The 16,323-nt window shown below is 32.4% G+C and carries 10 protein-coding genes; 7 read left to right on the forward strand and 3 right to left on the reverse strand.

Annotated features, from left to right (window positions below):
* Positions 1 to 97 precede the first annotated feature (97 nt).
* Positions 98 to 1,075 (forward strand): pyruvate dehydrogenase complex E1 component subunit beta, encoded by a 978-nt coding sequence (locus ACKGJY_RS05500; RefSeq protein ID WP_413972855.1) that lies wholly within the window; start codon positions 98 to 100, stop codon positions 1,073 to 1,075.
* A 147-nt stretch (positions 1,076 to 1,222) separates the two neighbouring features.
* Positions 1,223 to 3,730 (forward strand): DUF5686 family protein, encoded by a 2,508-nt coding sequence (locus ACKGJY_RS05505; RefSeq protein ID WP_413972856.1) that lies wholly within the window; start codon positions 1,223 to 1,225, stop codon positions 3,728 to 3,730.
* A gap of 52 nt (positions 3,731 to 3,782) precedes the next feature.
* Here ACKGJY_RS05505 and ACKGJY_RS05510 read toward each other — a convergent pair whose 3' ends face one another.
* The gene (locus tag ACKGJY_RS05510; protein ID WP_413972857.1) at positions 3,783 to 4,304 is read right to left on the reverse strand and encodes a DUF421 domain-containing protein; all 522 of its coding nucleotides are present in this window, start codon (positions 4,302 to 4,304) and stop codon (positions 3,783 to 3,785) included.
* A gap of 188 nt (positions 4,305 to 4,492) precedes the next feature.
* Between ACKGJY_RS05510 and ACKGJY_RS05515 the strand changes: the two genes are divergently transcribed.
* A complete protein-coding gene (locus ACKGJY_RS05515; protein WP_413972858.1) occupies positions 4,493 to 6,007 on the forward strand; it encodes an NADP-dependent isocitrate dehydrogenase in 1,515 nt (504 codons plus the stop codon).
* A 300-nt stretch (positions 6,008 to 6,307) separates the two neighbouring features.
* Here ACKGJY_RS05515 and ACKGJY_RS05520 read toward each other — a convergent pair whose 3' ends face one another.
* Entirely contained in the window at positions 6,308 to 8,524 is a 2,217-nt protein-coding gene (locus ACKGJY_RS05520; protein ID WP_413972859.1) for a M1 family metallopeptidase, read from the reverse strand.
* A 180-nt stretch (positions 8,525 to 8,704) separates the two neighbouring features.
* Between ACKGJY_RS05520 and ACKGJY_RS05525 the strand changes: the two genes are divergently transcribed.
* From ACKGJY_RS05525 to ACKGJY_RS05535, 3 genes are all read left to right on the forward strand, one after another.
* On the forward strand, positions 8,705 to 9,232 hold the full coding sequence (locus tag ACKGJY_RS05525) for an inorganic diphosphatase (RefSeq protein WP_413972860.1): 528 nt from the start codon (positions 8,705 to 8,707) through the stop codon (positions 9,230 to 9,232).
* Positions 9,233 to 9,452: 220 nt separating this feature from the next.
* Positions 9,453 to 11,825, forward strand: coding sequence for a sodium-translocating pyrophosphatase (locus ACKGJY_RS05530; protein ID WP_413972861.1), 2,373 nt, complete (start codon positions 9,453 to 9,455; stop codon positions 11,823 to 11,825).
* 99 nt (positions 11,826 to 11,924) lie between these two features.
* Positions 11,925 to 12,923 (forward strand): App1 family protein, encoded by a 999-nt coding sequence (locus ACKGJY_RS05535; protein ID WP_413972862.1) that lies wholly within the window; start codon positions 11,925 to 11,927, stop codon positions 12,921 to 12,923.
* Here ACKGJY_RS05535 and ACKGJY_RS05540 read toward each other — a convergent pair.
* The gene (locus ACKGJY_RS05540; RefSeq protein WP_413972863.1) at positions 12,916 to 15,405 is read right to left on the reverse strand and encodes a protein-disulfide reductase DsbD family protein; all 2,490 of its coding nucleotides are present in this window, start codon (positions 15,403 to 15,405) and stop codon (positions 12,916 to 12,918) included. The two genes, ACKGJY_RS05535 and ACKGJY_RS05540, sit on opposite strands and share 8 nt — an antisense overlap.
* A gap of 180 nt (positions 15,406 to 15,585) precedes the next feature.
* On the opposite strand from ACKGJY_RS05540, the gene ACKGJY_RS05545 reads away from it, so the two are divergent.
* Positions 15,586 to 16,323 carry a hypothetical protein gene (locus tag ACKGJY_RS05545; protein WP_413972864.1) on the forward strand — a complete coding sequence of 246 codons (738 nt, stop codon included), beginning with the start codon at positions 15,586 to 15,588 and terminating at the stop codon, positions 16,321 to 16,323.

Raw genomic sequence — 16,323 nt, forward strand, 5'->3', positions numbered from 1 at the left:
TCAAATTTACTATGCGTGCATAATAAATTTTTAAAAGATTCTTTTAGTCAAGTAAGTGTTTATTACTATTTTTGCAACTCGATTTAAAATCAATCAAATGAAGACTATTCAATTTAGAGAAGCGATTTGCGAAGCGATGAGTGAGGAAATGCGCAGAGACGAAAGCGTATACTTAATGGGCGAAGAAGTAGCTGAATACAACGGTGCATACAAGGCATCTAAAGGCATGCTGGATGAGTTTGGTGAAAAGCGTGTTATAGATACACCAATTGCTGAGCTTGGTTTTGCGGGTATCGCTGTAGGTTCTACAATGACGGGCAACAGACCAATTGTAGAATATATGACGTTTAATTTCTCTTTAGTTGGTATTGATCAAATTATAAACAACGCTGCAAAAATCAGACAAATGTCTGGTGGGCAATTTAAATGTCCTATTGTATTTCGTGGGCCAACAGCTTCTGCGGGTCAGTTGGGTGCTACACACTCACAAGCTTTTGAAAATTGGTTTGCTAATACACCAGGTTTAAAAGTAGTTGTACCTTCTAATCCTTACGATGCAAAAGGTTTACTAAAAGCTGCTATTCGTGATGACGATCCTGTAATTTTCATGGAAAGTGAGCAAATGTACGGTGATAAAGGTGAAGTGCCAGAAGGAGAATATATTTTACCTATTGGTGTTGCAGAAATAAAAAGAAAGGGTGAAGATGTAACTATTGTATCCTTCGGAAAAATAATAAAAGAAGCTTACAAAGCTGCTGACGAGTTAGAAAAAGAAGGTATTTCTTGTGAAATTATAGATTTGCGCACAGTGCGCCCAATGGACAGAAAAGCCATTATAGAGTCTGTAAAGAAAACAAATCGCTTAGTTGTGCTAGAAGAAGCATGGCCTTTTGGGAATGTAGCTACAGAAATTACGTACTTAGTGCAAAGTGAAGCTTTTGATTATCTAGACGCGCCAATTGTAAAAATTAATACAGCAGATACACCTGCACCTTATTCTCCGGTTCTGTTAAAAGAATGGTTACCAGATTATGAAGATGTTATAAAAGCTGTAAAAAAAGTACTTTATAAATAAAACGGTTTTTTTAACGTTATACAAACTTCATTAGCACGATTCTTGCTGATGAAGTTTTTTATTTTAATGAATAACGAATTGTTTTTGAAATAGATACAACTATTTTTATTTTTTATTTATTGGTATATTAAAAATGAAAATGATTAGATGAAGTTAAAACTATTTTTTGCCCTTTTTCTATTAAATATCTCTACTATTTTTGCGCAAACCAAAGTAAGTGGTTACGTGATTGATGACATGAATTTGCCAGTATCTTTCGCCAATATTATATTTTCAGGAACTACAGAAGGCACCATAACAGACGAAAACGGAAAATTTTATCTAGAATCTGAAGAAACACGCACTGCATTAACAGTCTCTTTTATTGGTTACGAAACTTTAAATATTACTCTAAATAAAAAAGTTAATTATAATTTAAAATTTACTTTAAAAGAAGCAGCTGCTCAATTAAATGAAGTACTTATTGTTTCTGGCAAACAACCTAAAAAAAATAATCCTGCAATTGATATTCTTAAAAAAATATGGGAAAATAAGCGAAGTAACGGTTTAAAACAATTTAATCAATACGAATATAACAAGTACGAAAAAGTAGAATTTGATATAAACACAATAGATAGCGCGCTAATTAAAAGCAAGTTATTTAGAGGTATGGAATTTGTTTTTAACGAAGTAGACACCTCTCGTGTTACTGGTAAAACCTATTTACCAATGTTTATTAACGAAGCGGTATCAAAAATATATGGCGATAACATTATAAATAAGGAAAAGGAAGATTTACAAGGCAATAAAAACTCTGGATTTAGCGACAACCAAGTTATTATAGATTTTGTTGACGATTTGTATGCCGATTTTGATGTTTACGAAAATTACTTAAAGTTTTTTGATAAAAGCTTTGTAAGTCCGCTTTCAAAAACAGGGATAAGCACATACAATTACGTATTATCTGATAGTTCATACATAGACAATAAGTGGTGTTACAATATTATTTACTATCCTAGACGCAAAAACGAATTGACTTTTAAAGGTGATTTTTGGGTTGCAGATACTACATATGCCGTTAAAGAAATAAATCTTCAGGCTTCAAAAAGTGCCAACATCAATTGGGTAAAAGATATTTATATCGAACAAGAGTTTGAAGTTTTAAATGACTCGTTATTTCTCGTAAAACGAGACTATATGCTAAGTGACTTTGCCTTTAATAAAAAAGAAAAATCACGGGGTATTTATGGAAAGCGAACCACGCTTTATGATGATTATAAATTTGATATTCCTAAAGATGAAAAGTTTTACGATAAAGAGGTTTATAACTATGATAAGGATGTTTACGACAGAGACGATGCTTTTTGGGAAGAAAATCGTTTAGAAGCATTAAACAAAGACGAGAAAGGAGTTTACAAAATGTTAGATACGCTTAAAACGGTCAAAAAATTTAAGCGTTTATATAACTTGGGAAGCATTTTAGCTTCTGGTTATATTGAGTTTAATACGTTGCCTTTAGATTATGGCCCTATTTTTTCAACCTTTGGATTTAACGATGTTGAAGGACTGCGTTTAAGAACGGGTGGAAGAACCTATTTTGGAAGAAATGATTTATGGCGGCTAGAAGGTTTTTTAGCCTACGGATTTAGAGATGATAAATTTAAATATGGTATTTCAGGAAAATGGTTGCTCGATAAGAAAAGTCGACTAATTATTTCTGGAGGAAACCGACGCGATGTGGAACAAATGGGGGCTAGTTTAACGAATTCAACTGATGTTTTAGGCCGAAGTTTAGCATCTTCAGCAGTGGTAACAGCAGGTGCCAATGATAAGTTAACAACAATCAATCTTACAAGTTTTGCTGTTGAGGCGGAGCCTTTTAGAAATTTGATATTACGCCTTGGCGGCAACTACCGTACATTAGAGTCTGCTTCCCCAACCTTTAGTTTAGACTATAACACGCCTACAGGTATAGCCTCCGAGATTAAACAATACGAAACTACGTTTTCTGCTGCGTTTTTTCCTGGGCGAAAAATGACAGGTTTTGGTGTAGAACGCAAAACAGCCAACGATAATTTTGCAAGATTATTTACTCAAGTTAGTCGAGGTGATAGAGGTATATTAAATAGTGATTTTGATTATACAAAAGTACAATTATCTTATTTACAACCCTGGCAAGTTGGTGGTTTTGGAAGATTAGTTACCTCAATTGAAATAGGAAAAACCTATGGACAAGTACCCCTAGGCTTGCTCAACGTAATCCCTGGAAATCAAACTTATTTTTCTATATATAATACCTTTTCGCAATTAGATTTTTATGAGTTTGTATCCGATCAATATGCATCGTTTCATTTCGAACATAATTTCAACGGACGCTTATTTTCAAGAATACCATTTTTACGCAAACTTAATTTACGAGAAATTATAAGTGTACGCGGTGTTATGGCAAGTATTTCAAATGAAAATTTTGCGCTTAATAATGTACCAAGTAGTCCTGCAAATTTTGAATTGGTAGCACCAAATACGGAACCGTATTACGAATACAGTTTAGGTATAGGTAACATTTTTAAGGTGTTTAGAATTGATTTTAATTTCCGTGGCAATTATAAAGATGATATATTATATCCTAATGCCAGAAAGTTTGGGGTTACGGGTAGTTTTGGGTTTTATTTTTAAGAGATTTTGTTGTATTAAAACACTATATTTCTTGTAAAATAATTGACTTAATTTAAGAATCCCTGACACCCTCCAATAGATCAGAATTCAAAGATACCTCTTTGTTGGTTTTATGTAAAACAGAAATATCTCCAGTTGACTCTAAAACAACAGCTTCTACTTGATTAAAATCTAAAACGTTGGCCTCTCTAAGCTTCGCTATTAGTTGAGATTTTTCAATTCTAGCCTGTTTCAAATTCTCATATAAAATTTTATCCTCTTTCATTAAGAGCATGGGCTTATTTGATATTAGAGCCTTTAATGATGGAAACAGCCTTTGTAAATATGAAAACACATACGACAACACCAATAGGCTAGCAATTGCAACCGCACCGTGAATAATACTTGTACTTGAAGTTAAAATTGATGAAATGATACTTCCAATAGCAATTGTAAATGCAAAATCATATGCAGTAAATTTAGCAAAAGTTCTTAGCCCAATAATTCGAGTTAGTGTTATTACGGTGATAAAAATTAAAAAACTTCCCACTACTGTTTCCCATAAAGGGTCCTTTAAATTATAAATCCATTCCATAGTAATAGTATAGCATTAGTAATAGTTGACATTTTAGTTTCATAAAATTATTGCTTCTTTCGTGACCCAATGTATCTTATCGCAATTTTATTTAACACATAAAAAATATTTATGTATTTTATAAAAAGTATATATAAAAATATATCAAAAGTTTCTTTTAGTTTTGTACTGTAATCAATAATTAAGACATGGAAGCAGAATTATTAAACGGAAGTTCAAAAAAGAATAAAACAGCAAAAAAAGTAAAAATTGCAGTTGCACAAGGCGATGGTATTGGTCCTGAAATAATGGGTGCAACATTAAAAATTCTTAAAGCAGCAGGCGCTAATATAGAACCAAGTTTTATAGAACTTGGAGAACAAGTGTATTTGTCTGGTAATACATCAGGTATAGAAAAAAATGCTTGGAAAACGATAAGTGATGCTAAAATAATTTTAAAAGCTCCAGTAACTACACCTCAAGGAAAAGGCTATAAAAGTTTAAATGTTACATTGAGAAAATCACTTGGGTTATTTGCAAATGTGCGTCCAGTTACTGCTTTACATCCGTATGTTAAAACGAATTTTCCAAATATGGATGTAGTTATTGTTCGTGAAAATGAAGAGGATTTATATGCTGGTATTGAACACCAACAGACAAACGACGTAGTACAATGTTTAAAATTAATTACCAGACCAGGCTGTGAAAGAATTATTCGTTATGCGTTTGAATATGCCAAAGCATACGGCAGAAAAAAAGTAACCTGCATGATAAAGGATAATATTATGAAATTGACCGATGGTCTGTTCCATAAAATATTCGTTGAAATTGCTGCAGAATACCCAAACATCATTAACGAATCTCAAATTATCGATATAGGAGCTGCACATTTAGCAGCGCATCCAGAGCGTTATGATGTGATTGTAACTTCAAATTTATATGGAGATATTATTTCTGATATTGCTGCAGAAATTGGTGGTTCAGTAGGTTTGGCAGGTTCGGCAAACATCGGAAAAAACATAGCAATGTTTGAGGCTATTCATGGTTCTGCACCAGATATCGCTGGCAAAAATAAAGCAAACCCTTCAGGGTTATTAAATGCAGCTATTAATATGCTAGCATACATTGGTCAAACAGAAATAGCTGATACTATTAAAAATGCGTGGTTAACTACTTTAGAAGAGGGTTACCATACTGCAGATATATACAACAATAAGTTTAGCATCAAAAAAGTATCTACCTCAGAATTTGCTGATGCGGTAATTGAAAGGCTTGGAGAAAAGCCCAAAAAGCTACCCGAAAGCACGTTGGCTAATGGTACTGGAAAAATTACTATTCCAGAGTATAAGCGTAAGGAAGCAGATAAACAATTGTTAGGTGTTGATGTGTTTATTGATTGGAAAGGGTCTAACCCAGAAGAAATAGGTAAAATACTTTCTAATATTAGTGCATTTAAGTTGAAGTTAAAAATGATTACTAACAGAGGCGTAAAAGTTTACCCAAAAGGGTTAAAAGAAACCTATTGTACAGATCATTGGCGATGTAGATTTGTAGCTATAGATGCAGATATTAATAATAGTGAGCCAGTATATAAGCCAGTAGAGTTTGAGCAAGTAATCGCACTACTATCAAAACTACATAATGAAGGAATGGATGTGATAAAAACAGAAAACCTTTATGAGTTTAATGGAAAAAGAGCATTTTCTTTAGGACAAGGCGAATAACAAAATTTAGTTTGGTTAATAGTTTGAAATTGTCACGGAAAGCCCATGAGAAATCATGGGTTTTTCTTTTTTTGCATAAAATTAATTTATCTATTATATAAAAAAGATATATAAAAATATATCAAAATCTAGTATTATCTTTGTATGAGAAAAGGGAAATAAATTGCTTGAAAGAGTTTTTTCATATAGTAGATTAGTTTAGTTTGAGTTAGTTTAAGCGTACGATTTTTGGGCAAAAAATCGAAACAAAAAATCCATGATAAGTTCATGGATTTTTGTTTTATAGTATGTTTTAGTGTATTATTTTTTATTTTTGAAGGTATTAAATTCTGAAATAGTGGTTGATTTTGGAAAAACATTATTAGACATATCAGTATCAGAAAACTCAAAATTAGGATCCAGATTAACTGTTTTTACTTCTTTATCTTTTATAAACACTTCTTTAACCTCATACTCATTTCTTCGCCAAATTTGTGCAGGCAACTTATCTATTTCTGATGAACCATCTGTAAAAATCCATTCTATAGTTACTGGCATTACTAAACCACCAACATTTTTAATAGTAACTTCATAAAGGTTTTTACCAGACAACTGTTTTCTTATTGTATTTTCATCTAGTCGTGATAAAAATTGACCGTATGAATTATCTGGAGTTTTAGCCATGGTTATCACCTCTGGACCATCCGAAAAATCTTTTGAAGCTTCAGACGTGTTGTTCCCTTCTGCTGCTACTTGCGAGCTTTTTGTTTGATCTTCAATATTTTTATCTTCCTCATAAACCTTAAACCATTTTACGTTTGAGAGTTCCATATCTACATTATCAGTTGTAAAAAACCAACCTCTATAAAACCAATCCAAATCTGTGGCAGTAGCATCTTCCAAAGTTCTAAATAAATCCGAAGGGTTTGGATGTTTATATTTCCAACGGTTTGCATATTCTTTAAAAGCGGCATCGAATAATTCTTCACCAATTATTGAATGTCGTAACATTTGTAAGCCAACTGTTGGCTTAATGTAGAAATTTGACCCAAATTGATTGAATAATTCATTATCCGAAGTCGTCATTATTGGTCGCAATATATTTTTATCGCCACTCATAAAAGGCACAATACTTTTTGGTGTTACACTGCTAAATTCTGGGTAACGTTCTGCAACGGTACGTTGATGTAAAAAAGTATTCAAGCCTTCGTCCATCCACATCCATTTGCGTTCATCTGAACTTACAATCATAGGAAACCAATTATGCCCAACCTCATGAATAATTGTTCCTATCATACTAGCTTTAGCACTTTTACTCATTTTCCCATTTTTAGGTCTTCCACCATTAAAACTAATCATAGGAAATTCCATACCAATATTAGATGTATTAACCGAAATACAAACAGGATAGGGATAATCAAACGTAGCTTCAGAATATACTTCTAGAGCATGCATAATTGATTTTGTTGATTCTTCTTGCCATACTGGAAGCCCTTCTTTAGGGTAATAAGACATTGCCATAACAGTATTTGTTGGTAATTTAACCGCTTGCGCATCCCACATAAATTTTCTTGAGGACGCAAAAGCAAAATCTCTAACATTTTTAGCAGTATAGTGCCATGTTTTGATTGTTTTAGATTTCTCCTGCTCATTTTCTTCTGCTTCTTCTTTTGAAATAATAATTACAGGCTTATCAAACGATTTTTTAGCTTCGTTTAAGCGTTTACGTTGTTGTTTTGTTAATACGTTGTCTGGATTTTGAAGTTCTCCAGTAGATGCTACAATATGATCGGAAGGAACTGTGATTTCAACATCATAATCTCCAAACTCTAAAGCAAATTCGCCTAATTTTTGAAATTGCTGATTTTGCCAACCTTCAGTATCATTATATACCGCCATTCTAGGAAACCAATGTGCAATAAGGAAAACCGTATTATCGTCTTTAGGAAAATACTCATAACCTTCACGAGATAGTCTATATAAACTTCTATCTGTAATTGGATAAGACCATCCTATCGAAAACGTTAAACTAGTTCCAGATTTTAAGGGTATGTCCAGTAACACTTTCATCATCGTATTATTTACTAAAGATTTAATGGGTTTTCCATTTGATCCTTTAATATATTTAATAGTGTAACCCGCAGGAAAATCTACAGCTCTAGTTAAAAACTGCATTTGCCTAGTATTAATACCATCTTTTAGACTATTATTAATAGTACCAAAATCTTCATTTTCTTTTTTGTTTACATTTTGTTCTAATTGAATCCACAGGTAATTTAAATCATCTGGAGAATTATTATAGTATGTAATCGTTTCTTCACCTGAAAGTGTGTTGTCCTTTTCATTTATTGTGGCTTTAATTTTATAGTCTGCACGTTGTTGCCAATAAGCATTACCTGGTGCACCACTTGCTGTTCTGTAGGAATTTACAGGAGACAGCAAATTATCAATAGGTTCAAATTTGCCTTTCCAAGGTTGGTTTTGGCTTTGAATTTGAATAACAAATAGTATAAAAATAATAGTCGTTAAGTATCTCATATTATTAAATTAGTAAGGTTAAAATAAGATTAGCAAGTTAGTAAATATTGACCTATTATTCTGTCAATTAGACATTTTCATTAAAATAACATTAAGGTTTCGTAAATTAAAGTAAATACAAAGCATAATAGTTGTTTTAACCTTAAGGGTTAAGTATTTTTACTGCCCAAATTATAATGTATGAGTAATAAAACAAAATTAACGTTTGACGTTTTAATTGAAATACCTAAAGGAAGTAGAAATAAATACGAATACGACTTCACTTTACATAAAATAAGATTTGATAGAACATTGTTCTCATCAATGATGTATCCTGGAGATTATGGGTTTATACCAGAAACTTTAGCACTAGACAAAGATCCTCTTGATGTTTTAGTGTTATCAACAGAACCCTCTTACCCTATGGTTGTTATGGAAGTAAGACCAATAGGTGTATTTCATATGACCGATGAAAAAGGCCCTGATGAAAAAATTATATGTGTCCCAGTTTCTGATCCTGTTTGGAGCAAACGAAGCGATATAAAAGACCTTAACCCACACCGTTTAAAAGAAATAGAACACTTCTTTCAGGTTTATAAAGATTTAGAGAAGAAAAAAGTAGATGTTGGTGGCTGGGGTAATGCAGAAGAGGCACGAAAAATTTACGCCGAATGTGTAAAACGCTATGACGACAGCGAACACAAGAAAAAAAGAACATTTACTATTTAATAAAAATTATTTATTCAAATACTTTAAAATGCTCGCAAAAGCGAGCATTTTTTGTTTACAAATTTAAATTAGATGACAATAATCATTGTTTTATGAATAATATAATTTATAGGGCATTATGTTATTAAATCTTTATTTAAATAGTCTTTTTTTTATCACTTTTATTTTCCTATTTTTAACTCCGTTATTAAAATAATCATTTAACTAACCGATTTAGAATATGGAATATATAGTGAATTTTTTACCGCTGTTTGGTGTTTTAGCCTTAGCGTTTGTATTTATTAAAAATGTTTGGGTATCTAAGCAAGATGCTGGAGAAGCCAAAATGTCTCGAATTGCAAAAAATATTTCAGATGGTGCAATGGCATTTCTAAAAGCTGAATACAAAGTTTTAGCAATTTTTGTTGCTGCAGTTGCAGTACTATTATTTTTTAAAGGAAGCTCTGAAGATGGATCTAATGGAATGGTAGCTGTATCATTTATAGTTGGAGCAATCTGTTCTGCATTGGCAGGATTTATAGGAATGAAAGTAGCTACTAAAGCTAATGTTAGAACAACACAAGCTGCACGTCATTCATTAGGAAGAGCTTTAGAAGTAGCCTTCGCAGGTGGTGCTGTTATGGGTTTGGGTGTTGTAGGACTTGGAGTGTTAGGTCTTAGTGGGCTATTTATGATATATAGTGGACAAGGTTGGGCACTAGGCGAAGTACTTAATGTTCTTTCTGGATTTTCCCTTGGTGCTTCATCTATTGCATTATTTGCACGTGTAGGTGGTGGTATTTATACAAAAGCAGCCGATGTTGGTGCAGATTTAGTTGGTAAAGTAGAAGCTGGTATACCAGAAGATCATCCATTAAATCCTGCTACTATTGCAGATAATGTTGGAGATAACGTTGGAGATGTTGCTGGAATGGGAGCTGATTTATTTGAATCTTACGTTGGTTCTATTATAGGTACCATGGTTTTAGGTGCTATTTATGCAACACTACCAGAATTTCAAGGTGCTTTTGATGGTTTAGGTGCGGTATATTTACCATTAGTACTTGCTGCTGTAGGTATTGTAATGTCTATTTTAGGAACATTTTTTGTACGTGTAAAAGATGGTGGAAACCCCCAAACCGCATTAAACATTGGAGAATTTGGTTCAGCGGGATTAATGTTAATAGCATCCTATTTTATAATTAATCAAATGCTACCAGAATCTTGGGTAGATGCAGGAACAACATATACGTCTATGGGTGTGTTTTGGGCAACTATTGCTGGTTTAGTGGCTGGTTTAGCAGTTGGTAAAATAACCGAATATTACACCGCTACAGGTAAAACACCTGTAATGTCTATTGTTAAGCAATCTGAAACGGGTGCTGCTACAAATATTATTTCAGGATTAGGTGTTGGTATGATGAGTACAGCTATCCCAATTCTATTAATTGCTGCAGCCATTATGGTATCACACCATTTTGCTGGTTTATATGGAATAGCAATTGCTGCCGTTGGTATGTTAGCTAATACAGGTATTCAACTAGCTGTTGATGCTTACGGCCCTATTTGTGACAATGCAGGTGGTATTGCAGAAATGGCAGAATTACCTAGTGAAGTTCGTGAGCGTACTGATAAGTTAGATGCCGTTGGAAATACAACAGCTGCTATTGGTAAGGGATTTGCTATTGCATCTGCTGCATTAACCGCATTGGCATTGTTTGCTGCATTTATGAAAACTGCAAACGTAACTTCAATTGATGTGTCTAGACCAGATATTATGGCGGGATTACTAATAGGTGGTATGTTACCATTTGTGTTTTCTGCACTGTCCATGAATGCTGTAGGTAGAGCTGCAATGGCAATGATAGAAGAAGTGCGTCGCCAATTTAGAGATATTCCTAAACTTAAGGCTGCTTTAGAAGTTATGAGAGCAGTAGACTCTGATATGACAAAAGCAACTGCAGAACAACGAAAAATATTTGATGCTGCAGATGGCGTAGCAGATTATGGTAAATGTATTGATATTTCTACTAAAGCGTCTATTAAAGAAATGGTATTACCAGGGTTATTAGCCATAGCTGTACCTGTTGCTGTTGGTTTTTTAGGAGGTGCTGAAATGTTAGGTGGCCTTCTTGCTGGTGTAACTACATGTGGTGTGCTTATGGCAATTTTTCAATCTAATGCTGGAGGCGCTTGGGATAATGCTAAAAAAACTATTGAAGAAGAAGGTAGAAAAGGTACAGATGCTCATAAAGCAGCCGTTGTTGGTGATACCGTAGGAGATCCATTTAAAGACACTTCTGGGCCTTCTTTAAATATCTTATTGAAATTAATGAGTGTTGTAGCACTTGTAATTGCGCCAAGTATCGCTATGTCTGCAGATGTTGTTACGGCGTATGTATCTGAAGACAATAACATTGAGCAGGTTGAAATTCAAAAAGAAGTAAAAGTGAATTTTACAGAATCAAGTGATAATGGTATTGTAAAAGCTGTGGTAACTACTATCACAACTATTAATGGTGAAGCGTCTACAACTTACGAAACTATTACAGGTACCAAAACTGAAGTTGATGCAAAAGTGAAAGCTATCAAAAAAGTAGAAACTGCATCATAATTAAAAAAACGCATTCAACTAAACTAAATAAGCTCACATTGTTTATTTTAAAGCCACGTTTATCGTGGCTTTTATTTTATCTTTTCTCAAAAAAATATCATGTTCAAAAAAGACCCGCTTCAAATTATACCATTTCAAACTTATGGTACTACTAATCGTGTGTATTTAAGAGGACGTGCATTAGAAGATGAAACTATTAATTTAGAAAAAAAAGGGGTTTTTAATCTCGTAATTAACGCTTGGAAACGTTTTGAATCAGACGAAATTAGAAATACTGAACTCACAGTAAAAATTGGAGACGATAAAATTTTACATACACGAACAGATGATAGCGGCTATTTTCTAGTTGATGAAACTGTTGAAAACCTCATGAACTATATGAATTCTGAAGGTTGGATACACATGCAGTGGTCTTTTAAAACAAAACATTTAAATAGAATCATCAAATTAGATAATAAGTTTCCAGGTGAAATGTTAGTACCATCACCAAAATGTAAATTTGGAGTTATAAGTGATATTGATGATACTATTTTGCATACGGGTTTAGTATCTACTTTAAAATGGCGGGTTATTTACAACACTATCTTTAAATCAGCCGGAAAACGAAGTCCTTTAGATGGCGCACCAGAGTTTTATCATTTATTACACCAAGGCACATCAAAAGATGAAGCAAATCCTATGTTTTATGTAAGTCATAGTCCATGGAATTTGTATCGTTATTTAGACTATTTTCTAAAAAAGAACAACTTCCCAAAAGGACCTATTATTTTAAGGAATTTCCCAACGCCATTTCAAAAGAAAATTGAAGGAGAAAAACCTCAAAAACAAAAAGAAATTTTAAATTTATTACAAACCTATCCACATTTAAATTTCATTTTAATTGGAGATAGCGGCGAGCACGATCCTGATATTTATAAGGAAATTGCACAACATTATCCTGATCGAATTTCGGCTATTTATTTAAGAAGCGTAAAGCATAAAAAGAAAATGCTACGCGTAAAGGCTTTATATAAAGACTATAAAAACACTCCTGTTTTATTAGTTGAAAGTAGTACGCAAGCTATAACACACGCTAAAAAAAATGGTTTTATTAGTTAAACAGGCTTAATCCCTCTTGTAAAAATTTAGCATAATCTTCTTCATTAGGTGTGTAACCTACAGGCTCGTTTAATACTTCATTGGTTTTAGGATTAAACAACACATAGTACGGCTGCGAATTAGATTTAAAAAATTGGGTTTGAAAATTCGCCCATTTATGTCCATAGTTTTTCAGTAATCGTTTTCCTCCGTTAATACGTGTTACTTCTACCCTTTGTTCTTGGGGTAACTCTTTTTTATCATCAACATATAACGAAATTAACACGTACTCGTTTCTAAGATAATTATCTATCTTTTCTAATGGCCATACGTGTTCTTCCATCTTTCTACAGTTTACACAAGCATATCCTGTAAAATCTAACATCACAGGTTTATTTACTGCTTTTGCATAAGCAATGCCTTCTTTTAAATCTTTAAACGTTTTTAAATTATTTGTAGACTCACTTGGGTAAAACCAACTATATCCCACAGGAGGAGCTAATCCGCTAAGTAAGGTTAAGGGTACATATGTGTTGGTTTCTTTATTCACTCTGAAGCCAGAAACCAAATAAATTACAAATGAAGCCACTAAAACACCACCTGCAATTCTAGAAAAAGATAATTTTTTTATTGGAGAATCATGAGGAAATTTAAGTTTTGCAAAAAGATATAATGCTAACCCTGCAAAAATTAAAATCCAAATAATTAAGAAAGGCTCAATTTTTAGAATTCCCCAGCGTTTTACCAAATCTGCATTTGATAAAAATTTAAATGCTAAAGCTAATTCTAAAAACCCTAAAATTACTTTAGTGGTGTTGAGCCATCCGCCAGATTTTGGTAAGGCATTAAGCATATTTGGGAACATAGCAAATAGAGCAAATGGAAGCCCAAGTGATACACCAAAACCTGCCATACCAGCTGTAAGTTGCCACGCACCACCATCTGAGGATAAAGAACCTGCCAATAATGAGCCTAAAATAGGCCCTGTACACGAGAAAGACACTATAGCCAAAGTAAGTGCCATAAAAAAAATACCAACAATACCGCCTGCGTTTTCACCTTGTGTTGTTTTTGTAGTCCAACTGGCTGGTAATGTTAGCTCATAATATCCAAAAAAGGAAAATGCAAAAAACACAAACACAGCAAAAAACATAATATTCAACCAAATATTAGTTGATATTTCATTTAAAATATCTGGATTTACAGAGTCTAAAAGATGAAACGGAATACTTAGAATTAAATAAACCATCAAAATAAAAAAGCCATAAAGTATAGCTTTCGATATTCCTGAACCCTTATTAGAATCACCTTTTTTAGTAAAAAAACTAACCGTTAAAGGAATCATAGGAAATACACACGGTGTTAAAAGTGCCAGTAAACCGCCTAAAAACCCAAGTGCAAAAATAGACCATAAAGATTTGCTTTCAACAGATGAATTTTTAATAAGCTTAACATCTTTTGGAGTTATGCCATATAGCATCAAATTTGTAGTATCGCTGTTAGTATTAACGGCAACTACTTCATTACTAGTATTAGTATCACTTAACGAGAACGTAAATACTTCATCTATTTGAATACATGCTTTTTTACACACTTGTCCTGTTAAGCGCAATATTATATTAGACACATCAGTATCAGTTAACTTTATACGCTGTTTTAATGTCGCTTTTTTATCAAAAAATGATTCAGACACCTCAAATATTTCGTTATATTTCTGGATGGTATCGCTCTCTTTAGCTTTACCGATTAACTCATAACTAGAATTGGGCTCATTTTTTTTTATAATTATAGGTAAAGCTCCACCTTCGGCAGTATATTGAGAGTATACGTGCCAACCATCCTCTATTTCAGCATTAATAACTAAATCATATTCGGTTTTTGATACTTTTTCAACTGAAGTTTTCCATTTAACAGGGTTTATGAAGTTACCTTGTAACTGGTTAAAGTTGTTTTTTTTTTCTGTTATTTTTTTTTTAACAACAGGTTTAGGTAAATTAAAAGTCAAATTAATTTCATTTGGCGGCAAACATCTTGTGTCGTCACACACCATAAATTCTACTGTGGCATTTATAGTAGATGTAGTATTTGATACTTTTACGAGCTGCTCGAAGGTAGCTGTATCAGAAAAAAACTTTATTTTCATGTTAAAAATGGGATCGTCAATAACATGGCCTTCACCTTCGGTAGTAGTCTCTATAATTGAAAAATTATTATCATTTTCTTCACCATACGTAAACGTTGTTGGTACTGGCCCGCCTTCAGGAACATTTTGAGAATATAAGTGCCACCCCTTTTCTATAGCAGCCTTACTTATTAACTTATATTCTGTATCAGATATTTTTTCAACTGAGGTTTCCCATTTAACAGGATTGTATACTTGAGAGAATCCTACATTACCTTGAAACAAAAGGAATAAAAATAATAAAAAAGAGGCTCGTATCATTTTGAAGCTAAACGTATTTAATAGTTTTGTTAAACTTATCATATCTGTCGCAAATTTCATGTCAAACTTATGTTATTTTTTTAATGTAGCAATACAACCAATTAATAATTACTTAATTTTTTAATCATATTTTGAAATATTGTAATTAAATAATCTATAAAATTAAAATTTTATAAGTGTCATGTTAAAAAATGGTTTTTATTTTAAATAAAATTCAAAATTTATATCTTTATAAAAACTATGACCCACAATACCCTAACATTAGTAATTTTTTCTATAGGTTTTCTATCTCTAAGTTTTTCTCAAGAAAACCAAAAGTGCGAACATTATAAAGTTTTTGATGCTCTATTTATGTATGAAAACCATAGTGTTTTTAATGGTTTAGAATATATTGACCGCTTTCCTGAAGTATTGAAAACTATTACTACAAATAACAAGTTTTTTAAATCTTATACTTTTAAAAAGGGCAAGCTAACCTATGATGGGCAAGAATATTGCGATATAGAAATTAAATACGATTTACTTAATGATTACTTATTAATACCATATTTTAATGCAAAAGCAAATATAATAAGCCTTAACCCAACCATGGTTAAAGAGTTTGAATTATTAGAAAGTAAATTTGTTCGATTAGAAAATAATCCTGTTTTAAAACCTTTTTATGGCAATGGTTTTTTTGAAATCTTACATAAAGATGATACATCAAAACTCTATACTAAACACCGAAAAGGTAAAATTTCAAAAATAAAAAGAAATAAGGTGGTTTATGCTTTCAAAATAATTACTGATTATTTTATCGAGCATGACAAACAGTTTTATAAACTAAATACAAAGAGACATCTAATTTCAATTTTTCCTTCAAAAGAAACTGCGATAACATCCTATTATAAAAATAATAGATTGCTGTTAAAAAATAATAAGAGTAAATTTTATAGTAGTTTATTAAGATTATTGAATAAAAAAGACAATACGTTATAA

It is taken from the genome of Hyunsoonleella sp. 2307UL5-6, assembly GCF_047345485.1.
In the GTDB taxonomy this organism is placed as follows: Bacteria; Bacteroidota; Bacteroidia; order Flavobacteriales; family Flavobacteriaceae; genus Jejuia.